At 68.8% G+C, this 24144-nt stretch carries 24 protein-coding genes; 10 read left to right on the top strand and 14 right to left on the bottom strand.

Annotation, left to right across the window (positions count from 1 at the left end):
• The first annotated feature begins 19 nt into the window (after window positions 1-19).
• The 4 genes from zwf to ABZS29_RS31330 all read left to right on the top strand — a co-directional run bounded on the left by zwf (window position 20) and on the right by ABZS29_RS31330 (window position 4543).
• Complete coding sequence (gene zwf, locus ABZS29_RS31345) at window positions 20-1570, top strand: glucose-6-phosphate dehydrogenase (protein ID WP_355467376.1); 1551 nt, start codon at window positions 20-22, stop codon at window positions 1568-1570.
• On the top strand, window positions 1567-2820 hold the full coding sequence (locus tag ABZS29_RS31340; RefSeq protein WP_355467374.1) for a glucose-6-phosphate dehydrogenase assembly protein OpcA: 1254 nt from the start codon (window positions 1567-1569) through the stop codon (window positions 2818-2820). Before zwf ends, ABZS29_RS31340 begins: the two co-directional genes overlap by 4 nt.
• Window positions 2817-3590, top strand: coding sequence for a 6-phosphogluconolactonase (gene pgl / locus ABZS29_RS31335; protein ID WP_355467372.1), 774 nt, complete (start codon window positions 2817-2819; stop codon window positions 3588-3590). Before ABZS29_RS31340 ends, pgl begins: the two co-directional genes overlap by 4 nt.
• A 125-nt stretch (window positions 3591-3715) precedes the next feature.
• Complete coding sequence (locus ABZS29_RS31330) at window positions 3716-4543, top strand: isocitrate lyase/phosphoenolpyruvate mutase family protein (protein ID WP_355467370.1); 828 nt, start codon at window positions 3716-3718, stop codon at window positions 4541-4543.
• A gap of 46 nt (window positions 4544-4589) precedes the next feature.
• On the opposite strand, the gene ABZS29_RS31325 is transcribed toward ABZS29_RS31330, so the two are convergent.
• From ABZS29_RS31325 to ABZS29_RS31315, 3 genes are all read right to left on the bottom strand, one after another.
• Window positions 4590-6851, bottom strand: a complete 2262-nt coding sequence (locus ABZS29_RS31325; RefSeq protein WP_355467368.1) for a S8 family serine peptidase — start codon at window positions 6849-6851, stop codon at window positions 4590-4592.
• A 92-nt stretch (window positions 6852-6943) separates the two neighbouring features.
• Window positions 6944-7888 carry an XRE family transcriptional regulator gene (locus ABZS29_RS31320; RefSeq protein ID WP_355467366.1) on the bottom strand — a complete coding sequence of 315 codons (945 nt, stop codon included), beginning with the start codon at window positions 7886-7888 and terminating at the stop codon, window positions 6944-6946.
• A gap of 63 nt (window positions 7889-7951) precedes the next feature.
• Window positions 7952-8569: an NAD(P)-binding domain-containing protein gene (locus ABZS29_RS31315; RefSeq protein ID WP_355467364.1), complete on the bottom strand. Its 618-nt coding sequence runs from the start codon at window positions 8567-8569 to the stop codon at window positions 7952-7954.
• Window positions 8570-8634: 65 nt separating this feature from the next.
• Between ABZS29_RS31315 and ABZS29_RS31310 the strand changes: the two genes are divergently transcribed.
• Entirely contained in the window at window positions 8635-8982 is a 348-nt protein-coding gene (locus ABZS29_RS31310; protein WP_355467362.1) for a helix-turn-helix domain-containing protein, read from the top strand.
• Here ABZS29_RS31310 and ABZS29_RS31305 read toward each other — a convergent pair.
• A complete protein-coding gene (locus tag ABZS29_RS31305; protein ID WP_355467360.1) occupies window positions 8979-10490 on the bottom strand; it encodes an ATP-binding protein in 1512 nt (503 codons plus the stop codon). The two genes, ABZS29_RS31310 and ABZS29_RS31305, sit on opposite strands and share 4 nt — an antisense overlap.
• Window positions 10491-10548: 58 nt before the next feature.
• On the opposite strand from ABZS29_RS31305, the gene ABZS29_RS31300 reads away from it, so the two are divergent.
• Both ABZS29_RS31300 and def read left to right on the top strand, forming a co-directional pair.
• Window positions 10549-11364, top strand: a complete 816-nt coding sequence (locus ABZS29_RS31300; RefSeq protein ID WP_355467358.1) for an LLM class F420-dependent oxidoreductase — start codon at window positions 10549-10551, stop codon at window positions 11362-11364.
• A gap of 28 nt (window positions 11365-11392) precedes the next feature.
• Entirely contained in the window at window positions 11393-11992 is a 600-nt protein-coding gene (gene def / locus ABZS29_RS31295) for a peptide deformylase (protein WP_355467356.1), read from the top strand.
• 4 nt (window positions 11993-11996) lie between these two features.
• Here the strand turns inward: def and ABZS29_RS31290 are convergent, their stop codons facing one another.
• Both ABZS29_RS31290 and ABZS29_RS31285 read right to left on the bottom strand, forming a co-directional pair.
• Window positions 11997-12548: an AAA family ATPase gene (locus tag ABZS29_RS31290; protein ID WP_355467355.1), complete on the bottom strand. Its 552-nt coding sequence runs from the start codon at window positions 12546-12548 to the stop codon at window positions 11997-11999.
• Between the two features lie 7 nt (window positions 12549-12555).
• Window positions 12556-13077, bottom strand: coding sequence for a GNAT family N-acetyltransferase (locus ABZS29_RS31285; protein ID WP_355467353.1), 522 nt, complete (start codon window positions 13075-13077; stop codon window positions 12556-12558).
• A gap of 29 nt (window positions 13078-13106) precedes the next feature.
• Here ABZS29_RS31285 and ABZS29_RS31280 point away from each other — a divergent pair, with 29 nt between their 5' ends.
• A complete protein-coding gene (locus tag ABZS29_RS31280) occupies window positions 13107-14144 on the top strand; it encodes a LacI family DNA-binding transcriptional regulator (protein WP_355467352.1) in 1038 nt (345 codons plus the stop codon).
• Here ABZS29_RS31280 and ABZS29_RS31275 read toward each other — a convergent pair.
• Window positions 14139-14519 (bottom strand): nuclear transport factor 2 family protein, encoded by a 381-nt coding sequence (locus ABZS29_RS31275; RefSeq protein WP_355467350.1) that lies wholly within the window; start codon window positions 14517-14519, stop codon window positions 14139-14141. The two genes, ABZS29_RS31280 and ABZS29_RS31275, sit on opposite strands and share 6 nt — an antisense overlap.
• Window positions 14520-14601: 82 nt before the next feature.
• On the opposite strand from ABZS29_RS31275, the gene ABZS29_RS31270 reads away from it, so the two are divergent.
• Complete coding sequence (locus ABZS29_RS31270; protein ID WP_355467348.1) at window positions 14602-15360, top strand: helix-turn-helix transcriptional regulator; 759 nt, start codon at window positions 14602-14604, stop codon at window positions 15358-15360.
• Here ABZS29_RS31270 and ABZS29_RS31265 read toward each other — a convergent pair.
• From ABZS29_RS31265 to ABZS29_RS31250, 4 genes are read right to left on the bottom strand one after another with little or no spacing between them, the layout of a single operon-like run.
• On the bottom strand, window positions 15350-16201 hold the full coding sequence (locus tag ABZS29_RS31265; protein WP_355467346.1) for a carbohydrate ABC transporter permease: 852 nt from the start codon (window positions 16199-16201) through the stop codon (window positions 15350-15352). The genes ABZS29_RS31270 and ABZS29_RS31265 overlap by 11 nt on opposite strands.
• The gene (locus tag ABZS29_RS31260; RefSeq protein WP_355467344.1) at window positions 16198-17085 is read right to left on the bottom strand and encodes a sugar ABC transporter permease; all 888 of its coding nucleotides are present in this window, start codon (window positions 17083-17085) and stop codon (window positions 16198-16200) included. The genes ABZS29_RS31265 and ABZS29_RS31260 overlap by 4 nt, the downstream gene beginning before the upstream one ends.
• A gap of 1 nt (window position 17086) precedes the next feature.
• The gene (locus ABZS29_RS31255) at window positions 17087-18391 is read right to left on the bottom strand and encodes a sugar ABC transporter substrate-binding protein (RefSeq protein ID WP_355467342.1); all 1305 of its coding nucleotides are present in this window, start codon (window positions 18389-18391) and stop codon (window positions 17087-17089) included.
• Window positions 18392-18399: 8 nt separating this feature from the next.
• Window positions 18400-19806 carry an aldehyde dehydrogenase family protein gene (locus tag ABZS29_RS31250; RefSeq protein WP_355467341.1) on the bottom strand — a complete coding sequence of 469 codons (1407 nt, stop codon included), beginning with the start codon at window positions 19804-19806 and terminating at the stop codon, window positions 18400-18402.
• A gap of 177 nt (window positions 19807-19983) precedes the next feature.
• On the opposite strand from ABZS29_RS31250, the gene ABZS29_RS31245 reads away from it, so the two are divergent.
• On the top strand, window positions 19984-20811 hold the full coding sequence (locus ABZS29_RS31245; protein ID WP_355467339.1) for a MarR family transcriptional regulator: 828 nt from the start codon (window positions 19984-19986) through the stop codon (window positions 20809-20811).
• Here the strand turns inward: ABZS29_RS31245 and ABZS29_RS31240 are convergent.
• The 3 genes from ABZS29_RS31240 to cobT all read right to left on the bottom strand — a co-directional run bounded on the left by ABZS29_RS31240 (window position 20808) and on the right by cobT (window position 24083).
• Entirely contained in the window at window positions 20808-21662 is an 855-nt protein-coding gene (locus ABZS29_RS31240; protein WP_355467338.1) for an RNA methyltransferase, read from the bottom strand. The two genes, ABZS29_RS31245 and ABZS29_RS31240, sit on opposite strands and share 4 nt — an antisense overlap.
• Window positions 21663-21816: 154 nt before the next feature.
• A complete protein-coding gene (gene cobA, locus ABZS29_RS31235; RefSeq protein WP_355467336.1) occupies window positions 21817-23046 on the bottom strand; it encodes a uroporphyrinogen-III C-methyltransferase in 1230 nt (409 codons plus the stop codon).
• Window positions 23043-24083: a nicotinate-nucleotide--dimethylbenzimidazole phosphoribosyltransferase gene (cobT, locus tag ABZS29_RS31230; RefSeq protein WP_355467334.1), complete on the bottom strand. Its 1041-nt coding sequence runs from the start codon at window positions 24081-24083 to the stop codon at window positions 23043-23045. Before cobT ends, cobA begins: the two co-directional genes overlap by 4 nt.
• Between the last annotated feature and the right edge of the window lie 61 nt (window positions 24084-24144).

Genomic DNA, 24144 nt, shown 5'->3' with positions numbered 1-24144 from the left:
CTCAGGAGGATTGCGGCTGATGACCGCTGAGCTTGACGACGGGCCGGTCGGCCCGGTGAACCCGCTGCGGGATCCGCAGGACCGGCGGCTCCCGCGGATCGCCGGGCCCTGCAGCCTGGTGATCTTCGGTGTCACCGGCGACCTGGCCCGGAAGAAGCTGATGCCGGCGGTCTACGACCTGGCGAACCGGGGGCTGCTGCCCCCGGGCTTCGCCCTGGTCGGCTTCGCCCGGCGCGACTTCACCAACCAGGACTTCGCGCAGATCGTGCACGACTCGGTCAAGGAGCATGCGCGGACACCGTTCCGCGAGGAGGTCTGGCAGCAGCTGGCCGAGGGCTTCCGGTTCGTGCCCGGTGACCTCACCGACGACGAGGCGTTCAAGCGGCTGCGGGAGACCGTGGACGAGCTGGACGTCAGCCGTGGGACCGGTGGCAACCACGCGTTCTACCTGTCCATTCCTCCGGGCCTGTTCCCGCAGGTCGTGCAGCAGCTGTCCGAGCACGGCCTCACCGAGGAGAAGCCGGGCTCGTGGCGGCGCGTCGTCATCGAGAAGCCGTTCGGCCACGACCTGCAGAGTGCTCGTGAGCTGAACCGCGTGGTCGAGTCGGTCTTCCCGCCCGAGGCGGTCTTCCGGATCGACCACTACCTGGGCAAGGAAACCGTCCAGAACATGCTGGCGCTCCGGTTCGCGAACGCGATGTTCGAGCCGGTCTGGAACAGCCACTACGTCGACCACGTCCAGATCACGATGGCCGAGGACATCGGCATCGGCGGCCGGGCCGGGTACTACGACGGCATCGGCGCGGCCCGCGACGTGATCCAGAACCACCTGCTCCAGCTGCTCGCGCTGGTCGCGATGGAGGAGCCGGTCAGCTTCGACGCGTGGTCGCTGCGGCAGGAGAAGAAGAAGGTGCTCGCGGCGGTCAAGCTGCCCGATCGCCTCGACCTGCACACCGCCCGCGGTCAGTACGCCGCCGGCTGGGCCGGTGGCAGCAAGGTCAAGGGTTATCTGCAGGAGGACGGCATCCCGGCGCACTCCGCGACCGAGACCTTCGCCGCGATGCGGGTCGACGTGGACACCCGGCGCTGGGCCGGCGTCCCGTTCTACCTGCGCACCGGCAAGCGCCTCGGGCGTCGCGTCACCGAGGTCGCGGTGATGTTCAAGCGCGCCCCGCACCTGCCGTTCACCAAGACCGAGACCGAGGAGCTGGGCCAGAACGCCCTGGTCCTGAGGATCCAGCCGGACGAGGGCATCACGATGCGCTTCGGCGCCAAGGTGCCCGGTACGTCGATGGAGATCCGCGACGTCAACATGGACTTCCAGTACGGCGGCTCGTTCACCGAGTCGTCGCCGGAAGCCTACGAGCGGCTCATCCTCGACGTCCTGCTCGGCGACCCGCCGCTGTTCCCGCAGCACACCGAGGTCGAGCTGGGCTGGAAGATCCTCGACCCGGTGATCAACTACTGGGCCGAGCACGGTACGCCGGAGCAGTACGCCTCGGGTGACTGGGGACCGGACTCGGCGCACGAGATGCTCGCCCGCGACGGACGCGCTTGGAGGCGGCCATGATCATCGACCTCACCGACACGACGTCGAGCGAGATCGCGTCGGCGCTGCTGAAGGCCCGCCGGAGCGCGGGTTCACCGGCCATGGGCATGGTCGGGACCATCGTGGTGGTCGTCGACGAGGCGTCCCACCACGACGCGATGAAGGCGGCCAACGAGGCCGGGCGCGAACACCCGTCCCGCGTCCTGGTCGCGATCCTGCGGCCGGGTCGCGGTGCGTCCGGTCTGGACGCCGAGGTGCGGGTGGGCGAGGGCATTCCGGGCGAGGCCGTGCTGCTGCGGCTGCACGGTGAGCTGGCCCGGGTTCCCGAGTCGGTCATCACGCCGCTGCTGCTGCCGGACTCCCCCGTCATCGTCTGGTGGCCGGGTGGCGGACCGAAGGTCCCGGCCGAGGACCCGCTGGGTCGCCTCGCCCGTCGCCGGGTGACCGACGCGGCCTCGGGCCGCCGCTCGACGGTCGACTTCACCGCACGCGCCGAGGGCTACGCGCCGGGCGACACCGACTTCGCCTGGACGCGGCTCACGCCGTGGCGTGCGCTGATGGCGGCCGCTCTCGACCAGTACCCGACCAAGGTGCTGGCGGCGGAGGTTGTGTCGGCGAAGGGCAACCCTTCGGCAGACTTGATGGCGGCCTGGCTGCAGGATCGGCTGGGTGTGCCGGTCGAGCACAAGAACTCACGTGGTCCGGGCATCACCGCCGTACGCATGTTCACGGGATCGGGACCGATCGCGTTGACGCGTCCGGATGGTTCGGTCGCGACGTTCACGATTCCCGGTGCGCCGGATCGGCCGGTCGCGCTCAAGCGCCGTACGCCGTCTGAGCTGTTGAGCGAGGAGTTGCGGCGACTCGACCCGGACGACGTGTACGCGAAGACGCTGGCCTGCATGGTCGAGCGGGAGAACATGCCTGCCTCGGCCAAGACGGTCAGCGAGGCGGACCGGCGGTCGACGCAGGCTGCCGTGAGCAGGGCGGCGGCGAAGACCGCTGCCGTTGCGGGCAAGGCTGCGTCGGACGAGCTGGCGGCGCACGCTGACGGCAAGAAGGCCAGCCCGGCTAAGAAGGCGGCGAAGAAGTCGGCGGTCAAGAAGACTGCCAAGTCTTCGTCTGCCTCCCGCTCGACGACTTCTCGCTCGACCGCCACTCGCTCGACCGCCAAGAAAACCGCAGCCAAGAAAACTGCGGCTACGAAGGCTGTTGCGAAGAAGACGACCGCGAAGAAGGCTGCGGGCAAGCGCGTGGCGGGTCGGTCATGAGCGGGCCGACGCCGGAGCGCGTCGTCGATCCCGAGCTGCTGATCCACCGCGACGCCAACGCGTTGGCGCATGCTGTGGCGGCTCGGTTTGTCACGGCGCTGGTCGATGCCCAGAGCAACGGTCGGGTCGCTCAGGTGGTGCTCACCGGTGGCCGGGTCGCGGCAGCTGTTTACCGCGCCGTGGCGGAATCGCCGGCCAGTGCGACGATCGACTGGCACCGGGTGGAGTTCTGGTGGGGCGACGAGCGGTTCCTGCCGCCCGGTGACCCCGAGCGGAACGAGACCCAGGCCCGGGACGCGTTGCTCTCGAAGGTCGAGTTCGATCCGGCCCGCGTGCACCCGATGCCCGCGGACACCGGCCAGACCCCCGAGGCTGCGGCCGAGGCCTACGCGACCGAGCTGGCCGCCACGATCTCGGCGCTCAGTGACGTCAAGGGCCGCGCCGTACCGGCGTTCGACGTACTGATGCTGGGCGTTGGACCCGACGGTCACGTGGCCTCGTTGTTCCCGGGCTACCCGCAGCTCGAGGTCATGGATGTCTCGGCTGTCGCCGTCCACGACTCCCCCAAGCCGCCGCCGACCCGGATCTCGCTCACGATCCCGGCGCTGAACCGGTCCCGCGAGGTCTGGTTCGTCGTCTCCGGCGCGGACAAGGCGTCCGCGGTCGCCGAGGCTCTCACCGAGGCCAGCACCTTGCCGGCCTCGGCCCCCAAGGGCCGCAACCGCACCCTCTGGCTCCTCGACGAAGAAGCCGCCGCCGAAATCAAGTAGCCCCATTTGATGGGCTGACCCACGGCAGTGTGGGTCAGCCCACTGCATGCGGTGGGCCCACCCACAACCGCGTGGGCCGGCCCACCAAACGCAGAACGGTCGGTGGGTGGTGGGACGATTCGGGGATGAGTGAATTTCGTGCGTTGCATGAGGCGGCGACCGGGTTCGTGATGCCGAACGCGTGGGATGCGGGCAGTGCGGTTCTGCTCGCCGCGGCGGGGTTTCCGGCGATCGCGACGACGAGTGCGGGGATCGCGTTCTCGCTGGCCAAGGGCGACCACACACTGCCCGATGGCGCGCCCGGCGTGTCCCGGGAGGACATGTTCGAGCGCATCCAGCAGATCGCCGCGGCGGTCGCTGTACCGGTGAGTGGTGACCTCGAGGACGGGTACGGCGCCGCGCCCGACCAGGTCGCCGAGACGATCGTCCTGGCGCGAGAGGCCGGGCTGGCCGGCGGCAACATCGAGGACTACGACGGCCACAAGCTGTACGACGTGGAGCTCGCTGTCGACCGCATCACCGCGGCGCGCGAGGCCGCGGGCGCCGACTTCGTCCTGACCGCCCGCACCGACGGCCAACTCCTCCGTACGCCGACCTCCCTCGCCGACTCGATCGACCGCGCGAACCGCTTCCGCGCAGCCGGCGCCGACTGCCTCTACGTGCCCGGCGTCAACGACCTCGACACCATCAGCACGATCGTCCGCGAGGTCGACGGCCCGGTGAACGTGGTGATCGGCCTCGGCTCCTCCACCCTGACCGTCCCCGACCTGCTGGCCGCCGGCGTCCAGCGGATCAGCCTCGGCGGCAGTATCGCCCGCGCCGCCCTCGGGTTCATCCGGCGCAGCGCGGAGGAGCTCGCGACGCACGGCACGATCAGCTTCGCGCAGGACCAGATCCCGCAGGCCGAGCTCAACGAGCTCTTCGCCCGTTCAACAAAATTGCGCGATAGCTGAAACGCAGGCCCGCCGTCTCGCGACAGCGGGCCTGGTCTTGCTCGAGCTAGAAGCAGAAGCCCTGGCCGCTGCCGAAGGACCAGCATTGGAGCTGCTTCTCGGCACTTCCGGTCTTGCCGGAGTTGTCGGTGACGGTGAGCTTGACCGTGTAGGTCCCGTTCTTGCTCGGGTAGGTGTGTGTGGTCTTCGCCCCGGAGCCCGTCGTACCGTCGCCGAAGGTCCACGCGTACGACGCGATCGTGCCGTCCGAGTCGGTGGACGCGGAGCCGTCGAGCGTGCAGGTCAGGCTGCTGGCGCAGTTCACGTTGAGGCTGGCCGTCGGGGCCGAACCACCGGGCGGCGGCTCGGTGTTGCCGAGCTGCTCGTTGGCCCAGTCGCCCATCACACCCCAGAGCTTGCCGTGCGCGTTGTACGACGCGCAGTCGGTGCGGAGCCACGAGAAGACGCCGTACACCTTGCCCTGGTAGTAGTACGGGCCGCCGCTGTCACCCTGGCACAGACCGAGGCTGCCATCGCCGTACCCGCTGCACATCATGTAGCGCTCGTCGAACTGCTGGTTGATGGTGGCGCAGTTCTGCTTGTCGACCGTGGGCAGGACTGCCTCGTACAGCTTGGTGTTGCGCTGGTTGTCGTTCGCGTCCGTCTTGCCGTAGCCGATCGCCGTACCGCGGGTGCCGAGCGGCAGCGAGTCCGAGGAGTTGGCGATCGTCGGGTAGGCCATGCCCGCCGGGGTCGGGATGTCGGTCTTGGTGATGATGACGGCGACGTCCCAGCCGGTTCGCCAACCGTCGTTGGAGTTGTAGTTCGGATGCGTGCGGTACTCCTGGATCTCGATCCGGGTGCCCTTGGAGGTGTCGGCGAGGTCGTCACGCCCGTAGATCAGGTACTTGTCGCCCTGAGCGAACTTGCAATGCGCCGCAATCAGTACGACGCGCTTCGCCACGACTGTTCCCGTGCACGACTGCTCGGTCGGCCGGGCTCCGCCGGCTCGGTGCTGCGAGATGATGAACGGGTACTTGCAGACCGTCGTCGGCGTACCACCGATGACGTTGGGGTGCACGGTGCTGTCACAGCCGGGCGGCGGCGTTGTCGGCCCGTTCGGGATGTAGAGCAGCTTGTTCGGGGTGTCCGAGGAGAGTCCGGACATCTTGCCGGTGCTGGCGTTGTCCATGATCCACTGCTGCAACTGCGCCGGTGTGCTGCTCGGCTGCTCGGACAGACGCAGCGCCATCGCCCCGGCCACATGCGGCGCGGCCATCGACGTACCGCTGAGTTGCCCGTACGCCGTATCGCTGCCCTTGAACGCGGAGTCGATCCCCGAGCCCGGAGCGAACAGGTCCATGCAGCTGCCCGCGTTGGAGTCGCCGGCGCGGGTGTCGTTGCTCGTCGCATTCGCCACCTGCAGTGCGGCCGGCGTCTGACCGCCCGGGCCGTAGTTGCAAGCGTTGCCGCCGTTGTTGCCGGTGATCAGTGACCACTGCACGCCGGAGTCGATCGACGCCTTGATCGCGTTGACCGCGATGTCCTTGTCGTCGGTGTAGACGCTCAGGTTGACGACCGCGGGCTTGACGGCGTTCTTGGTCACCCATTCGGCGGCCGTGATCAGGTCGGCGTCCTCGCCGTACCCGTCGCAACCGAGGATGCGGACCGAGATCAGGTTGGCCTTCTTCGCGACCCCGCGGGTCTTGCCGGCGGCGATCCCGGAGACGTGCGAGCCGTGGTTGTTGCAGTCGTTGCCCTGGTTCGGCGTCGCGTGGAAGTCGGCGCCGAACTTCGCCCGGCCCTCGAATTCCTGATGCGTGTAACGGATGCCGGTGTCGACGATGTAGATGTTCACGCCCGCGCCGTCGTTCGGATAGGTGTAGCTGCGGTCGAGCGGCCGGTCGCGCTGGTCGATGCGGTCGAGACCCCAGTTGATCGGGCTGCTCTGCGTGCCGCCCGGCCCGCCGATCGAGGCGCGGCCGCTCTGCCGCACCTCGGCGACGGCTGGGTCGTTCGCGAGCTTGCGAGCCTGGCCGGCCGAGAGGTTCTTGACGACGTAGCCCTGCATTGTTGCCGTCAGCACGCTTTTGACGTCACCGCCGTACCGGTCGGCGAGGGCGGCCGCCGTACTGGTGACTGCGGCCACACTGCGTTGTGGGGCGAGCGTGACGAGATAGGTGCCGGGGACGGGATGACTGGCGTGGTTGACGACCGCGCGCGGCGGCGACGGATCCTGAGCCGACGCGGCGGGGGTCGTCGAGATCACGGCGAGGCCCGCCGTGATCGCGACGACCGAGGCGGCCGCGCGCCGTACTGCTCTGCTCATGCTTCCTCCTGTGCGATGGGGAACGCACTGAAGGTAGGCAGCGGGCCGAGGGCGCGAACACCTCTGTTAAAAGGCGGCTTTCACAGTCAGGATCAATTCTGTTGAGACCAGCTCCAGCGCATGCCGACGATCCCGGACGGTACGTCGGTCTCCGCGAGCAGCGCCGAGTCCGCGCCACCGATCCACAGCTCGGTGTGGTTGCCTTCGGGCGCGGCCACCGTCCGCCGGTCGTAGCGATGACACTGCGCCGGTACGACGCCTGGCGCGAACCGCGTCTGCAGCACGTACTCGCGGACGGGCTCGACGAACCGGTGCTCGTAGTTGACCATCAACGTGCCGGGCGCGAACCGCCATTCGTACTCGACCAGTGCGGGCTCACCGACCTCCAGCACGCGATCCAGGATCAGCTCGGCCACGACCAGGCCGGCCGTGCGATCCGTCTCCACCTGACCGATCCGCGCATTGGACACCACAGTGAGCTCGGGCGGCTGATCCGGTCGCTCTTCCGCGAAGTACAGCACCGCCAGCCGGGAAACCCGATGCGCAGCGGCCCGGAGCAGCTCCCGGATCCGGATCCGCTCGACCATCCGATCCGCGCCCAGCTCGACAGTCACATGCACACTGACCCGCCGCAGCCGCCCCTGCTGCGGTACGCCGACCGTCCGCATCAGCGCGTCCGGCCGGGAGTCAGCGAAGAGCAGCTGCGGCGGAACACTCCCCGGCACATGACCGATCCAGCGGCCACGCACCCGGCGCGGTCCCAGCAACGACATCAACGCGTTCGGCGGAAGCCCCAGCAGTTCCTCGAGCAGCCGGACCGCCAGCATCGAGGCCGCCCGCTCCGGCCGGCTCCGCCCACGACGCCAGTAGCTGAGGGTCGCGATGCTCAAATGCGCACCGCGCTCCCCCAGCCAGTCCCGGATCTCCTCCAGCGTCAGTCCGCTGGCCTCGATCGCCAGGTGCAGCGCAGCCGGAAACGGCCCGTTCCGCAACGCCAGCTCCAGCTCATGCCGGACCCGCGCATCAGTGGCCTGCATCGCGCCCACCTTCCTCACGAAGTGTGTTCACCTTCTAACACTTCGCGACAAGTTTGGCGAGAGCTAGGCAGCGCCAAGCGGCGTGAACAAGCCCCGGACATCGCCGCCGGTCACCCAGATACCGATCGCGAACGCGGCGGTCGCCTCCAGCAGGGCGGCGCGCACGAGCCCTCCGGAGGGCACCGGCTCACAACCGATGTCCCGAACCAGCCCGGCTACCCGCTCCACCGCTGCCGGCTCGTCACCACAGAGCGGCACCCCGAGCGGACCGCCCTCGAAGACGTGCGGCGCAGCTCGCCACACCGTGTCCGCGGCCAGATTGAACGCCTTCACCACCTGGGCATGCGGGACAGCCTCGCTGATCGCCTCGGCCACGGCGGGCTGTGCGAGCGTGAAATCGCTGTGCTCGATCGCGTTCGTGCAGTCGATCAGCACTGTGCCGGGGGCGATCGACAGCCGCGTGACCGCCTCGACCACGACCTCGGCCGGTACGGCGAGCAGCACCACCTCGCCGTACGACGTTGCCTCCTGCAACGAACCGGAGGTCGCACCGATTCGCTCCGCCGTCTCCGCGGCACGGGACAGGTCTCGCCCGCCGACCAGCACCTCGTGCCCGGCCTGCACCCAGTGCCGCCCGAGCGCCTCCGCCATTCCGCCGTTGCCCAGAATTCCGATTCGCATGTCGAGGACGCTAGACCGCCCGAAACGCACCAACAGGTGCCCAACAGCCCGGCACAATGGACGCCGTGGAGCCGAACTTCTTCTCGGACTGCCAAGCCCGCGTGGCCGTCGAACTCATCAGCGGCCGCTGGCCGATGGTCGTGCTCTACGCCCTGAGCCACGGCCCGACCCGGCCCGTCGACCTGCGCCGGCGCATCGGCGGTATCAGCCAGAAGGTGCTCACCGAGACGCTGCGCCGGCTCGAGGCCAGCGGCCTGGTCGAGCGACACCGGTACGCCGAAGCTCCGCCCCGCGTCGAGTACTCGCTCACCCCAGCCGGACACGACCTCCTCGTCCCGATCAACGCCCTCGGCGACTGGGCCGCCCGCCACGCCGACGCCGTACTGGCAGCCCAGGAGGCCGCCGGCGCCTAGTCGTCGTACGCGATTTGGAGGCTGGACGTGTAGGTGCCGACCATGCCGGGCGGGGCAAGTCCTGGCGCGGGTGCCGGAGCCGGTGCCGGAGCTGGCTCGGGTGCTCGAGCGGCGTGCGCGTCGGGGGTGGCGCCGAGGAGGCGGCGGGTTAGGGCGTCTCGGGACGAGAGGAGCTCGTCGGCGGCGGTGCGGATGTGGTCGGGGCCGGGTGGGGTGCCGGCTTGCGCGGCGAGTAGGACGGTACGGCGGACCAGCTCCTTCATGAAGGAGGCCGTGGTGCCTTCGGTGCGGGCGACCACTTCGTCGACGATCTCGGTGGACAGGTCGAGCGCGGGACCGTAGAGGCGGAGGAGGCGGGCGCGGCCGTCGGCGTCGGGGAGCGGGACCTCGACGGCCATGTCGACGCGGCCGGGGCGTTGGGCCAGCGCCGGCTCCAAGAGGTCGGCGCGGTTGGTGGTGAGCAGGAAGGCGACGTCGGCGTCCTGGGCCAGGCCGTCCATCTCGTTCAGCACTTGGAAGAGCAGCGGGTTCTCCATCCCGCGCGAGTAGTCGCGAGCCTCGGCGACCAGGTCGCAGTCCTCCAGGACCACGAGGGCCGGCTGCAGCATCCGCGCCAGCGCGCAGGCCTGGGCGATGAAGTGGATGCTCGTACCCGCCAGCAGTACGACGGTGAACTCGGGCAGCCGGGACAGCAGATAGCGAACGGTATGCGTCTTGCCGGTGCCGGGCGGGCCGTAGAGCAGTACGCCGCGCCGCAGGTGCTGACCCGCTTCCAGCAGCGTCTCGCGGTGCTCTGCGATCCCGACCACCTCACGCTCGACGCGCTCGAGGACGCCGTCCGGCATCACCACGTCGTCGCGCGTGATCCCCGGCCGCGGATGCAACCGGAACGGCCCCAGCCCCTGACCGAACTCGCTGCCCTCGAACGACACGACCTTGCCACGGAACACGTTGTGGGTGCGGATCAGCTCGGGCAGCGCGCTGAGGAACCGGTCCCCCGCACCCGCGCCGACTGTCAGCACCTCCAGGTCCACGGTCGATCGGCCGTACTGCTGGTTCGGGGCGCGCAACAGAGCGACGTACCGGTCGTTGCCTTGGACACCGAGGTAGAAGCCGAAGGCGACGCAGTCCATCTCCTCGTCGATGTCGACCGGGACCCGGACGTAGTCGACCGCCCCGATCCCGAACCGGTCGTAGACGGCGAGCTCGAGCACCTCGCCGAGCGAGTAGTGCCCGCGGTTCGAACCGGCCAGACCGACCACCTCGAAGGAGTCGAACCAGGCCTCGATCGCGCGCTGCACGTTCGGCAGGTCGTACGGCGCGAAGCTCGACGAGACCACCGGCACCTGCTCGGGCTCAGCGCCCAGATGCTCCATCAGCTTGTCGCGCAGACCAGTCCGGTTGATCCCGGCCGCGCGATGGTTCTGCATCCGCTCCAGGAACCCGGTGAACAGGCGTGCGAACTCGTCGATCTCGTGCTCGTCCGGCATCGCGGCAGGCCCTCCCACTGTCCGTCCCCCGACCCGATCCGGAGGGTCCTCCGAAACGCCCGATAGACTCTCCACCATGACAGATTCCGAGTCCACCGACCGTCCGTACGCGGCCTTCCCCGTCCGGATCGGTTTCCAGATTCAGCCGCAGCACGCGCAGTACGCCGATATCCGGCGTGCCGTCGCCCAGGCCGAGGAGATCGGCGTCGACATCGCCTTCAACTGGGATCACTTCTACCCGCTGTCCGGGGAGCCGGACGGCCTGCACTTCGAGTGCTGGACCATGCTGGCCGCCTGGGCCGAGGCGACCGAGCGGGTCGAGATCGGCGCCCTGGTGACCTGCAACAGCTACCGCAACCCTGACCTGCTGGCCGACATGGCCCGCACCGTCGACCACATCAGCGACGGCCGGCTGATCCTCGGCATCGGCTCCGGCTGGTTCGAGCGTGACTACGACGAGTACGGCTACGAGTTCGGTACGGCGGGCGGCCGGCTGAACGCCCTCGGTGAGGCGCTGCCCCGAATCGAGGCGCGCTGGGCCAAGCTGAACCCGAAGCCGACCCGGGACATCCCGGTGCTGATCGGCGGCGGCGGCGAGAAGAAGACGCTCAAGCTGGTCGCGCAGCACGCCAACATCTGGCACGGCTTCGGTGACGCCGAGACGATCGCGCACAAGCACGCCGTACTGGACGAGCACTGCAAGACGATCGGCCGCGACCCGGGCGAGATCGAGCGCTCGACCGCGGTCGGCGACAAGTCGCCGGAGGAGGTCGGCAAGGGCCTGCTCGACGTCGGCACCCGGCTGTTCACCGTCTCGGCCTCCGGCCCGGACTACGACACCGGCCTGCTCCGCGACTGGGTCGCGTGGCGTGACGAGGTCAACGCGAAGTAGCAGCGATCGGCCGGATAGGATTTCCCGCATGGTTTCGAAGTACGAGCGTGGCTCCGTCCGGCCGATCACCCGCTGGGGCACCGAGGTGATGCACCACCTCAACAAGCCGGTGACCGACTTCGGTCCCGAACTGCAGGCGCTGGTCGCCGACATGTTCGCGACGATGGACGCCGCCGAGGGGGTCGGCCTGGCCGCCAACCAGGTCGGGGTCGACCTGCAGCTGTTCATCTTCGACTGCCCCGACAAGGACGGCAACCGGGTCGAGGGCGTCGTCTGCAACCCGGTCATCGAGCTCCCCGAGGGCAAGGACCGCCGCCTCGACGAGGGTGACGAGGGCTGCCTGTCGCTGCCCGGCGCCTTCACCAAGTGCGCCCGCCCCGACTTCGCCAAGGTCACCGGCGTCGACGAGCACGGCGACCCGGTCTCCTACGAGGGCACCGGCCTGCTGGCCCGCTGCCTCCAGCACGAAACCGACCACACCCAGGGCACGGTCTTCGGCGATCGCCTCTCCCGCAAGTACCGCAAGCGCCTGTTCAACGAGGCCGAGGAGCTCGCCCCGGACTACCCCGAGGACTGGCCGGTCAGCCCGATGGTCGACCACGAGGACGAAGAGGTCCCCGCGACCTAGGCCGCTACCAGCGCGCCTTCTCCAGGTCGGCGAGGATCACGTCGACGGTCTGCTCCGGGGTCTGACCGGTGGTGTCCACCCACAGTCCCCGGCGTGGAATCTCCTCCAGCCCCACCCCCAACGCCCGTACGGCGTCCGCCAGCGACCCGTCGTTCTGCCAGTCCCGGTAGGAGTTGTTGCCGCCGCGCCCGAGCTCGCGCTCGACGATCGACTCGACCGTCGGCCTCAGTACGACGAGATACGCGTCGACACCGTGGAGCTGGTCGAACCAGCGCTCGACGTGCTCACCGAGCACGATGTCGCTGGCCACGAAGTCGAATCCGTTGTCCGCGTAATGCTGGGCCACAAGTGCGCTCGCGGCGTACCGGAGCTCCAGCTGGCGCACCGCCTCCGCGGTCGGGTTCGGTGTCATCACCTCGGCGCCGGCGACCACGCCGTGGTAGAACACGTCGCCGTCCAGCGTCGCGGCCGGCGGTCCGAGGCGAGCGGCCAGGAGCGGCGCGACGGTCGACTTTCCCGACGCTTGTAATCCGGTGACGAGAACGACCTTCGGCATGCCGGTATCAGATCATGCCGAAGGCCTCGGCCGTCACCGAATAAATCGTCGCGTTGAAGCGCTCACCGTCGGCCTCGAGGTCCGCGGTGCGCTCGAAGGTCATCCCGAGCCGGCGCATCACGGCGATGCTGCGCTCGTTGGGAGTGTCGGTGACCGAGACGATCCGCGTGAGCCCCAGCTCGTTGAAGCCGTAGGCGAGCCAGTGGGCAGCGGCTTCGGTGGCATAGCCATGTCCCCAGTGCTCGCGGGCCAGGCGCCAGCCGACCTCGAGCGTGTCGGGCGTCCAGGGCTCGCGAGACAGTCCGCCGGCCCCTAGAAAGACGCCGTCGCTCATCCGCTCGATGGCCAGGAAACCGAAGTGCTCGGCCTCCCACTGGCGGTTGATTCCGGCGGCTTCCCGGTCCGAATCGGCGCGGGTGAGCGGACCGCCGACGTACCGCATCACGTCGGGGTCGGCGTTCAGCGCGGCCCAGGCATCCAGGTCGCTGTCCTGAAACGGCCGCAGGATCAGGCGTTCGGTCGTACGCATCGTCTCCCCCTAGTCGATAAACTGCCCCGATGACCGGTCCGGGGGAATCTACGCAGAAGCGTCCAGTCACGCTCGACGATGTCGCGCGGGCCGCCGGCGTTTCCCAGCCGACCGCTTCGCGGGTGCTGAACGGCAGCTCCCGCCGGGTCGCTCCAAGCTACCGCGAGCGGGTGCTCAGCGCCGCCCGCGAGCTCGGATACACCCCGAATCTGCCCGCACAGGCAATGGCGCGCGGCACGTCGCGCACGATCGCGCTGGTGATCAGCCTGATCTCGGACCCGTACTTCTCCGCGATGGCCGCCGAGATCATGAAGCAGGCCGAGGCGATCGGGCTGCACGTCTCGATCGCGGTCACCGAACGCCAGGCCGAGCGCGAGCTCGACCTGATCCGTGAGCTGCGCGGCCAGCAGCCGCGCGCGATCATCCTGGCCGGTACCGGGTACGTCGATCCGCCGTCGGAGCAGGCGTTGATCGACGAGCTGCAACGGTACGAGGAGACCGGCGGCCGAGTCGTCCTGATCAGCCGGTCCGACCTGCCGTTCGAGACCGTCGACTTCGACAATCACGCCGGCTCCCGCCAGCTCGCGCGCGAACTGGCGGCGCTCGGCTACCGCAACTGCCTGGTCCTCGGCAGCGACACTCCCCTGCTCTCCATGCGGCAGCGGGTCGAAGGGTTCGTGACCGGGCTGACCGAGTCCGGAGTCACCGGCACCCGCGTCCACGAACCCGGCTTCAGCTGGGCCGGCGCCCGTGAGTACATCCTCGGCCTGAGCGATGCCGAAGCGCGCGCACTCGATCTGGTCTTCGCGGTCACCGACGACATGGCGCTCGGCGCGCTGGCCGGTCTGCGCGAGCGCGGTCTGCGGGTTCCGGAGGACGTCGGGGTGGCCGGCTTCGACGACATCAGCACGCTGCGCGACGTCGTACCGAAGCTGACGACGGTGCATGTCGCGCTGAACGCCGTCGCGCAGGAGGCCGTCTACCGCGCGACCACCACCGACGAGGTGCTGACCCGGCGAACTGTGCCGGCCTATCCAGTCATCCGCGCCAGCACGCCGCAGCTATAGCTCCCACCAGTGCAGGTGGGCCGCGGCCTCGGCGACCGGCTCGATGATCTCCCAGGCCTCGGCGATCAGTCCGTCGGCGATCCGCAGGATGTCGACGACCACGATCGCCGGCCCGCTGTCGGGCAACTGCCGACGCGTGTGGACTACGACGTGATCGCCACCGGAGAACAGGTGCACAATCTCGACCTTCATCTCCGCGAGCGGGATCAGCGCTTTGCCGACGTCCGCGAGCCACTCGCTCTTGGTGCGGACCAGACCGTCCGGTCGATGATGCCGGAAATCCCTGCTCAGCAAGGGTTCCAGGGCTGCGGCACCGCCAGGGCCCAGGAGCCGGCCGAGTGCCTGCTGGACGAGTTGTTCGTTCTCAGTTGTCATGCGGAGCAGTGTCGTGGCGGTGCTCGGTGTCTGTCGATGAACTCGCATTTCATCGACAACCCGCTCAAGCTGAGTAGGCTCGATGACCATGGCAACGATCGGCGAACTCCTGCGGCAGTGGCGGCACCGGCGTCAGCTCAGCCAGCTCGATCTCGCGATCGCGGCCGACGTCTCGCCCCGGCACGTCAGTCTGGTCGAGACCGGCAAGTCGAGGCCCAGCGCCGAGATGGTGCTCCGGCTCGCCGAGCAACTCGACGTACCGCTGCGGGAACGCAACGCCCTGCTGCTCGCGGCCGGCTTCGCACCCCGGTACGCCGAACGCCCCCTCGACAGTACGGCGTTGTCGATGGCGCGAGCTGCGGTCGAACGAGTGCTGCGGGCCCACGAGCCGTATCCAGCACTGGCCTTTGACCGCAACTGGGACATCGTGATGACCAACCGGGCACTCGATCCGTTCCTGGCCGGCATCGCGCCGGAGCTGCTCGAACCGCCGATGAACCTGCTCCGGCTCGGACTGGACCCGCGCGGCCTTGCCGGGCTGGTCGTCAACCTCGGCGACACCCGGCGCGTCTTCCGCTCCCGGGTACGGCGGCAACTCGCGGCGGCGCCGAACGACCGGCTGACCGCGCTGTACGAGGAACTCCTCGGACCGGATGACGGCGGTGAGGTGGCGGAGGCCGAGGTCGTGATCCCGATGGTGATCCGCGTCGACGGCGTCGAACTGCGGATGTTCTCGACGATCACGACCTTCGGCACTCCCCTCGACCTGACCCTGGAAGACCTCGCTGTCGAGTCCTACTACCCCGCGGACGAGGCGACGGCGGCGTACTTCAGAGCTTGACCCCGCCGCTGATCAGATCGAGCTTCCAGTAGCGCTGCAGGCTGAGGAACAGGATCGCGAGCGGCACGATCGAGACCAGCACACCGGCGATCACGATCGAGTACTGCGCGGCCTGCCCACCGGTGATGATCATCAACCCGTACAGGCCGAGGGTCAGCGGATACAGGTGATCGTCGTTGATCATCACGAACGGGAGCAGGAAGTTGTTCCAGATCCCGATGAACTGCAGCAGGAACACGGTCACCAGCGCCGGCAGCATCAAGGGCGCACCGACCAGCCGGAAGATCCGCCACTCGCTGCCGCCGTCGATCCGGGCCGCCTCCATGATCTCGTCCGGGACCGATGCCTCGGAGTAGATCTTGCACAGGTAGATCGCGAACGGGCTGACCAGCTGCGGCAGCAGCACCGCGGCGTAGTTGTTGGTCATCCCGAACTTCGCCAGCAGCAGGAACTGCGGGACCGCGAGCAGGATCTGCGGCAGCAGTACCGCGGCCACAATCGTCCGGAACAGCACGACGCTCCCGGTGAACCGGTACTTGCCCAAGGCATAACCCGCCGCCCCGGCGATTGCCGTCGACAACAATCCCCCGCCGACGGCGTAGATCACCGAGTTCAGCACCCAGCGGCCGAAGATGCCGTTGTTGTAGCTGAACAAGGCGTCCAGGTTCGACCAGAAGCCGCCGTGGAAGACCGGCACGAACGGCGCCGTGGAGAACAGCTCGTCGTTCGTCTTCGTCGCCGCGATCACGATCCACAGCACCGGCAGGACGCAGTACAGGGCACCGATCAGCAGGATCAGCGTGGGCACCCAGCGCGTCCGCTGTCTCGTGACCGGCCTCATCGGCTCCTCCCGATCCGGCGGCCGATCGCCGACACGACCACGGTGGCCGCGACCGTCATCAGGATCAGCAGGAACGACGTCGCCGCGCCCTCGTAGATGCTGTTGTCGACGAACGCGTCCGTGTACGCGCGCATCAGCGGGACCCAGGTGGACGAGATCGCGTTCGCCAGCGGCTTCAGCGTGGTTGGCTCGTTGAACAGTTGCAGGGCGCCGATGACGGAGAACAACGCCACCATCGCGACCGCCGGTGCCATCAGCGGCAGCTTGACCCGGACGGCGATCTGGAACTCCGAGGCGCCGTCGAGCTCGGCCGCCTCGAACAGCTCGCGCGGCAGGCTGCGCACGGTGGTGTAGAGGATCACCATGTTGAACCCGACCACGCCCCAGACCGCCACGTTCGCGACGCTGAAGAAGATGCCCTTGGTCCCGAAGTAGTCGATCGTGCCGCCGCCGATCGGGCTGGTCGCCGGGAGATACAGGAAGCCCCACAACAGGCTCGCGACGACACCAGGAACGGCGTAGGGGAGGAAGATCGCCAGCCGGGCGAACCCGATCAGCCGGGCCCTCTTGGCATCCAGGCACAACGCGAAAACAGTCGCCAGTACGACGGTGGCCGGGACGCCGAACGCGGCGATCAGCAGCATCCGGCCGAGGCTCGCCCAGAACTCGTGATCGTTCAGAGCGGCCGTGTAGTTGGCCAGGCCGGTCCACACTTCGGTGGGTTTGCCGCCGCCGAGCAGACCGCGGCCGACCTTGAGCCGGCGGAAGCTGAGGAAGATCGCATAGATCGCCGGGGCGACCGTGAAGAGCGCCAGCAGCGCGACTGCTGGAGTGACCAGTACGGCGGGCAGCGACCCGCCGTACTGTTTGGTGGGCCTGCTCATCTCAGCCGGCGACCTGGAAGCCGAGCTTCTTCATGTCGCTCACGGTCGCGTCCTGCATCGTGTCGAGAGCGCCCGAGAGCGGTGTCTTCTTCTGCAGCGCGCCACCGAAGGCGTTCGAGTACGCATCGAAGGTCACGTTGGCGTTCGGGCCCCAGATGTCGAACGTGCGCACGCCCTTGGCCGCGGTCGCCATCAGTGTGTTGTAGTCCGGCTGGTTCGACATGAACGGCGGCGGTGTCTTCAGCTCAGGCAACTGCTGACCGGCCGGGGACGCCGGGAACGCCTGCACGTTCTTGATCAGCGAAGACATGCCCGCCTCGGACGAGTTCATCCACTCGACGAACTTGGCCGCCTCGGCCGGGTGCTTGGAGTTGGCGGTGACGGCTTCGGTCTCGCCGCCCCAGATGCCGACAGTGGTGTCGCCCGCGGTCCAGGCCGGCAGCGGCGCGGCCGCCCACTTCCCGGCGGTGTCCTTGGCGATCGACGGCAGTTGGTTCGGCCCCCACTGGGCGCCGACCCAGCCGATCAGCGTGCCGTTGTTCATATCGGTGTTCCACTGCGCCGACCAGTTCGGCTGCGGGCTGACCAGGCCCTTCGTGATCAGGCCGTCCCAGAAGCCGGCGACCTTCTTGCTGGCCGCGTCGTTGATCGCGACCGTCCAGGTGTCGCCGTCGGCCTTCCACCAGTTGGCCCCGGCCTGCTGCGCGAGCCCCGCGAACCAGCCCGGGTCGGCGGCGGTGAAGTTGCCGATGTACTTCTTCGGATCGGCCTTGTGGATCGCCGCGGCCGTGGTCGCGTACTCGGCCCAGGTCGCCGGCGCCTTCAGACCGAGCTTGTCGAAGATGTCCTTGCGGTAGAAGAACACCATCGGGCAGACGTTCTGCGGTACGCCGTACGTCTTGCCCTCGAACTGCACCTGGGACAGCGAGGCCTTGTCGTACTTGGTGTCCAGACCCTTCACGTAGTCGTCGATCGGTACGACGACCTGGTTCGCGATCAGCGCCGGCAACGCCTGGTACTCGACCTCGGTGATGTCCGGGTTGGTCCCCGCCTTGTTGTTGGTGATCAGCTTGTTGTAGAGCGTGTAGCCAGTGCCCGACGGCTTGCTCAGCTTCACCTGGATGTTCGGGTTCAGCTTGTTCCAGTCGTCGACGACCTTGTCCATCCCGCCGTCCCAGTTGACATAGGTCAGCTCGATCGGTCCGCTGCTCGTCTTGGTGTCACTGCTCGTCTTCGCGTCGTTGCCCGAGCAAGCGGTCAGCGCCAACGCGGCCGCCAGCACACCGGCGCCGATACGTACGTACATGTGTGTCCTCACTTCTGGGCCCAGGCCGGGTAGTCGGTCGGCGTGGTCTGGATCCCGATCCACTGCCGGTGGGTGTAACCGGCCAGCTGGCCTTCGCCGCCGTGCCGGGCATAGCCGTCGTTCACGTGCACCTCGTTGCTCTTCACCTGTTCGGCGAAGGCGAGGCCGCGCATCGGGTCCTGGGTGAAGACCGAGTTCATCAACGTGCGGTGGCGATTCACCAGGTCGAGCGCCTCCGCCTCGGAGTCGACGACGGTGATCGGCATCACCGGGCCGAAGATCTCCTCGGTGAAGACCGGCATCTCCGGCGTTACACCGGTCAGCACGGCCGGTTGGTAGAACAGGCCGTCGTACGTGCCGCCGGTGGCGAGCTTGGCGCCGGCCGCGATCGACGGCTCGACGAGACCCTCGTGGAAGCGCTTCAGCTGGGTCTCGGTGATGATCGGGCCGAGGTCGACGTCGTCCCGCAGCGGGTCGCCGACGCGTAGCTTGGCCACCCGCTCGACCACGGCCGCGGTGAACTCGTCGGCGACCGAGCGCATCACGATGTGCCGGCCGGCGGTGATGCAGGTCTGGCCCTGGTACCAGAGCGACGACCACACCGCGCAACTCGCCGCCTGATCCAGATCCGCGTCGTCCAGTACGACGAACGCGTTGTCGCCGCCGAGCTCGGTCGCCGCGGCGCGGAAGTTCTTGCCCGCGAACGCCGCGATCTGCTGACCGACCTCGAACGAGCCGGTGAAGTGGATCAGATCGAGATCGGGATGCTCAGACAGCGTTCTCCCGGTTTCCGGGCCGTCTCCCGGGACCACATTGAAAACACCCGCCGGGACGCCGGCCGCCTTCGCCGCCTCGGCCAGCACCTGGCCGCCCGCGATCGGCGTGAGCTCGGCCGGCTTCAGCACCACGGCGTTCCCGTACGCGAGACCCGGCGCGAGAGCGCGCATCGCGAGGCTCATCGGATAGTTCCACGGCACGATCAGCCCGATCACACCGAGCGGGACCGCCCGGGACAGCGAGATCTTGCCGTTCTTGTACGGCGGCAGGATCGCGCCGGCGTTCTCGGTCAGCTGGGTGGCCGAGTTCAGCAGCTGGTTGATCGACTGGCCGAGCTCCTCCTCGGCCTTCTCTTTCGTGCCGCCGGTTTCGCGGATGATCAGCGTCAGCAACTCGTCGCGGCGGTTCTCCAGCTCGCGGGCGAAGGCCCGCAGGATCTCGCACTTGGTGTTCGCGTCGACCCCGGCCCAGCCCGGCTGGGCCCGGCGAGCGCTCCGGACGGCCCGGTCGACCTGTTCGGCGGATGCGGTCCCGTACCGGGCGAACGGCGTACCGGCTGCTTTGTCCAGGACCGGCGACCAGTCCGACGCCGGCGGCTCGGCCCATCCGTCGATCCACACCTGTGCCTCGTACTCCATGCGGGCCTCACTGTTCTGTGGGAATGCGCTTTCCTCGCAGGATTGCGCATTCCCGGAGTGGGGTCAAGAGATGGATCGGGGAAGTTTTGGGGTGGGTGTCGAATCAGGCGGGGCCACGTCGTAGCCAGGGTGAGGGATCGGCAACGGGCCGGATCCAGCCGACCACCGGAGGTCACGATGACCAATCTCGCTCGCTACCTGGGCCGCGATCTGCTGGAGCCGCTCCACCTGGTGGCCTACATGTCCGATGAACCGAACGAGGCGATGGAGGCGATCGGCTTCGACTCGGCCAACTACTGGCCGCTCTACTTCGCCGGTCGGGCCGCGCCACTGGGCCAGGTGCCGGCCGCGGTCGTGGACGCGATCTTCTACAACTTCGCCCCCGGCATGGCCGACGAGTTCTACACCGGCGTCTGGGAGATCACCACTCCTGGCGCCGCCCTCGCTGCGCGGGAGGCCGGTTGCGTCGCGGCTCTTCGGCGCATCCTCGGTCCGCTGGCCGATACTCCGGCGATCGCTCGGGCGGCCGACCTGGCCCTGCGGTTGGCGATGAGCGCACCGGTCGAAGGCCGTCCGCTGTACGCCGGGCTGCGGTCGATCGCCGTACCGACTGAGCCGTTGGCCCGGCTCTGGCACGCGGCCACGCTGCTGCGCGAGCATCGCGGCGACGGGCACAACGCGGCATTGGTCGCCGCTGGCATCGACGGGCAGGAGGCTCATGTCCTCGCCGCTCTGGACGGTGGGATGAAGCCGCGCGAGTACGGTCGGCTCGACCCGCTGACGGATGCTCAACTGGAGGCCGTCGTCGAGGGCCTACGCGCTCGTGGGCTGGTCGACTCCGGCTATAGCTTCACCGTGGCCGGCCGGGAGCTCAAGGACCGCATCGAAGCGCAGACCGACGCCGCGGCCGCGCCAGCTTATGCGAGCCTCACTTCGGAGGAGCTCGACCAGTTCGTCGCCGACCTGCAACCGCTCGCCGCGCGGATCGATGCCGTCGGCTACTAAGCCCGCGTCTCCTCGTGCCGCGTCTCCTCGCGCCGCGTCTCCTGCGGGCGCGTCGCGTAGAAGGCGACGGCGGCCGAGCTGGCGACGTTCAGCGAGTCGACGCCCCCGGCCATCGGGATCTTCACCGTCAGCTCCGCCTGCTCGAGAACATGCGGCTTCAGCCCGTGTCCCTCAGTCCCGAAGATCAGCGCCAGCCGCTCGTCGTTGCGCGCCACCAGGTCATCCAACGTGATCGACTCATCGGTGAGCGCCAGCGCGGCGGACACAAATCCCTGCTCCTTGAGGACGCTCAAGGAGCCCGGCCAGCTGTCGAGCCGGGTCCACGGCACCTGGAACACAGTCCCCATCGATACCTTGATCGAGCGCCGATACAGCGGGTCCGCGCAGGTCGGCGTGACCAGCACCAGATCCACACCCATCGCCGCGGCCGCGCGGAACCCGGCGCCCACGTTCGTGTGATCGACAATGTCGTCGAAGATCGCGATCCGCCGTACCGACGGGGTCAGCAGCTGCTCCAGCGGCGCGGTCGCCGTACGCCGGTACGACGCGAGCGCACCCCGGTGGACGTGGAACCCGGTGACCTGCTCGGCCAGTTCCTCCGACACGACGTACACCGGCGTCTCGGGCCACTTGGCCAGGACGTCGTCCAGCGACTCCAGCCACCGCGGCGCCAGCAGAAACGACCGCGGCTCGAACCCACCCTCGGCCGCCCGCCGGATGACTTTGTCGCCCTCGGCAATGAACAGCCCGTGCTCCTCCTCCAGCAACCGCCGCAGGTTCACCTCCCGCAGCTGCACATAATCCGCCAGCCGCGAATCCGCAGCATTAGTCACCTCAACCAGCCGACTCACGCCACCCCATCCCTCACGCCCACACCCCGCCCCACCCGGGCAGCACGTACGCCTCCCCGTCCCCGTGCATTTGAACGGATATCCCCTGAAATGGTCACCGGGCGGGGCACGTGGGGGTGGGTGGTGATCGGGTGGGAGAACGACGGCGTGCGGGTCACTGGGGGGTGTCCGTGGGGCCGACCGAGTTGCCGACGTCGACGACGTTGCCGATGACAACGATGGCGGGGGCGCCGACGCCGGCGTCGCGCATGGTGGTGGCGATGGTGGCGAGGTCCGCGGTGACCAAGTGCTGGCTGGGAAGGGTGCCGTCGGCAACGGCTGCGGCGGGGGTGGTGGCCGGGCGGCCGGCGGCGATCAGGCGCTCGGTGATGGCGGGGAGGTTCTCGACCGCCATCAGGAGGACCAGGGTGCCGGACAGCTTCGCGAGGGCGTCCCAGTTCACCAGTGAGTCGGGGTGCGACGGCGGGATGTGGCCGGACACCACCGTGAACTCGTGGGTGACACCGCGATGCGTCACCGGGATACCCGCGACGGCGGGCACCGAGATCGAGCTGGTGATACCCGGTACGACGGTCCACGGGACGCCGGCTTCGGCGCAGGCGATGGCCTCTTCGAAACCACGACCGAAGACGTACGGATCGCCGCCCTTGAGGCGCACGACGACCTTGCCTTCGAGACCGCGCTCAACCAAGATCCGGTTGATCTCCTCCTGCTGAGCAGCCCGGCCGCGCGGGAGCTTCGCGGCGTCGAACAACTCGACCTCGGGCGACAACTCGTCGAGCAACTGCTGCGGCGCGAGCCTGTCGGCGACGACCACTTCAGCCTCGGCCAGCAACCGTCGTCCGCGCACGGTGATCAGATCCGGGTCGCCCGGTCCCCCACCAACCAAGTACACGCCAGGCCGCTTGCCCGCCGCGTCCCGAGCGCCGAGCTCACCAGTCCGCAGCCCCTCGAGAATCGCATCCCGTACGGCGGCCGAACGGCGGTGATCGCCGCCACCCAGTACGCCGATCGTGACGTTGTCGTGCTGGCCGGATGCCGGCGTCCAGGCGGTCGCGCGGGAGCGGTCGTCCGAACGAACGCAGAAGATTCGACGCTCCTCGGCTTCCCGCGACACCTCGTCGTTCACCGCGGGATCGTCGGTGGCCACGACGACGTACCAGGCGTTCTCGAGGTCGCCGGAGACGTAGCCACGCTCGTGCCAAGTCAGTGCCGGGTTCGCCAGCAGGCCCTCGATGGTCGGCGTGATCGACGGGGAGATCAGGTCGATCACCGCACCGGATTCGAGCAGTCGGGGCAGCCGGCGCTGGGCGACGCCGCCACCGCCGACCACGACGACGCGGCGGCCGGTGAGGACGAGGCCGGACAGGTATTGGTCGGTCACGAGTCGATCCCGGCGGATTCGAAGGTCGCCATCTCGCCGAGGGCGCGGACCGCGCAGGCGAGGATCGGGTACGCGAGCACAGCGCCGGTGCCTTCACCGAGCCGCAGGTCGAGATCGACCAGCGGGGTCAGCCCGAGCGTCTTCAATGCGACCGCGTGACCAGGCTCGGCCGAGCGGTGCCCGGCGACGCAGTACTCGATCGCGTGCGGCTGCAGCGCCTGAGCCACGAGGGCCGCCGCGCCGGCGATGACGCCGTCGAGGATGACCGGTACGCGGTTGGCCGCACCGCCGAGGATGTAGCCGGCGAGCGCAGCGTGCTCGAGGCCGCCGTACGCCTGAAGTGCGCCGAGCGGGTCGGATGCCGGTACGGCGTGGAGCGCGAGCGCGGACTGCACGATCGCGGTCTTGTGAGCGAGGGTCGCGTCGTCGATCCCGGTGCCGCGCCCGGTCACCACCTCGGCGGTCGAGCCGGTGAAGGTCGCGATCAGCGCGGCTGAGGCGGTCGTGTTGGCGATGCCCATGTCACCGGTCAGCAGGCAGTGGTAGCCGTCCTTGACCAGCGTGTCGGCGAGGTCGAAGCCGACCGCGATCGCGGCCCGCACCTCGTCGTTCGTGAGGGCTGCTTCGACCGACAGGTCCCGCGTGCCCGGGCGAACCTTGGCGTGGACGATGTCGAGCTCCTCGACCGGCGTGGCCACGCCGACGTCGACGACCCGGACATCCACCCGGTTGTTGGTCGCGAACGCGTTCACCGCAGCGCCACCGGCGGCGAAGTTCGCCAGCATCCCGGCGGTCACCTCCTGCGGCCACGGCGAAACGCCCTGCGCATGGACACCGTGATCCGCCGCGAACACCGTCACCACGGCCGGCATCGGCACCACCGGCGGACAGACGCCGGTCATCCCCGCGACCCGGATCGACAGGTCCTCCAGCACGCCCAACGCGCCCGGCGGCTTCGTGAGCTGGCCTTGACGCTCCGCAGCCGCCCGCATCGCCACCTCGTCCGCGGGCGCAATCCGCGCCAGGTACTCCTCCACCGCATGTCCTCCAGGTCTCGTGCGCGCTCGTGCACCGATCTTCGCATCCCCGGACGGCTCC

This window comes from Kribbella sp. NPDC005582 (assembly GCF_040605415.1).
GTDB lineage: Bacteria > Actinomycetota > Actinomycetes > Propionibacteriales > Kribbellaceae > Kribbella.
Note: the sequence above shows the minus strand (reverse complement) of the source record. Positions and strands in the feature narration are given on the sequence as shown.

Bases quoted from the DNA above. Each gene is read 5' to 3' on its own strand.
- ABZS29_RS31325 (WP_355467368.1), bottom strand. From the start codon at position 6,851: ATGAGCAGAGCAGTACGGCGCGCGGCCGCCTCGGTCGTCGCGATCACG.
- ABZS29_RS31275 (WP_355467350.1), bottom strand. From the start codon at position 14,519: ATGACAACTGAGAACGAACAACTCGTCCAGCAGGCACTCGGCCGGCTC.
- ABZS29_RS31330 (WP_355467370.1), top strand. From the start codon at position 3,716: ATGAGTGAATTTCGTGCGTTGCATGAGGCGGCGACCGGGTTCGTGATG.
- ABZS29_RS31280 (WP_355467352.1), top strand. From the start codon at position 13,107: ATGACCGGTCCGGGGGAATCTACGCAGAAGCGTCCAGTCACGCTCGAC.
- ABZS29_RS31315 (WP_355467364.1), bottom strand. From the start codon at position 8,569: ATGCGAATCGGAATTCTGGGCAACGGCGGAATGGCGGAGGCGCTCGGG.
- def (WP_355467356.1), top strand. From the start codon at position 11,393: ATGGTTTCGAAGTACGAGCGTGGCTCCGTCCGGCCGATCACCCGCTGG.
- ABZS29_RS31270 (WP_355467348.1), top strand. From the start codon at position 14,602: ATGACCATGGCAACGATCGGCGAACTCCTGCGGCAGTGGCGGCACCGG.
- ABZS29_RS31255 (WP_355467342.1), bottom strand. From the start codon at position 18,391: ATGTACGTACGTATCGGCGCCGGTGTGCTGGCGGCCGCGTTGGCGCTG.
- ABZS29_RS31320 (WP_355467366.1), bottom strand. From the start codon at position 7,888: ATGCAGGCCACTGATGCGCGGGTCCGGCATGAGCTGGAGCTGGCGTTG.
- ABZS29_RS31285 (WP_355467353.1), bottom strand. From the start codon at position 13,077: ATGCGTACGACCGAACGCCTGATCCTGCGGCCGTTTCAGGACAGCGAC.
- pgl (WP_355467372.1), top strand. From the start codon at position 2,817: ATGAGCGGGCCGACGCCGGAGCGCGTCGTCGATCCCGAGCTGCTGATC.
- ABZS29_RS31260 (WP_355467344.1), bottom strand. From the start codon at position 17,085: ATGAGCAGGCCCACCAAACAGTACGGCGGGTCGCTGCCCGCCGTACTG.
- zwf (WP_355467376.1), top strand. From the start codon at position 20: ATGACCGCTGAGCTTGACGACGGGCCGGTCGGCCCGGTGAACCCGCTG.
- ABZS29_RS31290 (WP_355467355.1), bottom strand. From the start codon at position 12,548: ATGCCGAAGGTCGTTCTCGTCACCGGATTACAAGCGTCGGGAAAGTCG.
- ABZS29_RS31250 (WP_355467341.1), bottom strand. From the start codon at position 19,806: ATGGAGTACGAGGCACAGGTGTGGATCGACGGATGGGCCGAGCCGCCG.
- ABZS29_RS31300 (WP_355467358.1), top strand. From the start codon at position 10,549: ATGACAGATTCCGAGTCCACCGACCGTCCGTACGCGGCCTTCCCCGTC.
- ABZS29_RS31245 (WP_355467339.1), top strand. From the start codon at position 19,984: ATGACCAATCTCGCTCGCTACCTGGGCCGCGATCTGCTGGAGCCGCTC.
- ABZS29_RS31340 (WP_355467374.1), top strand. From the start codon at position 1,567: ATGATCATCGACCTCACCGACACGACGTCGAGCGAGATCGCGTCGGCG.
- ABZS29_RS31265 (WP_355467346.1), bottom strand. From the start codon at position 16,201: ATGAGGCCGGTCACGAGACAGCGGACGCGCTGGGTGCCCACGCTGATC.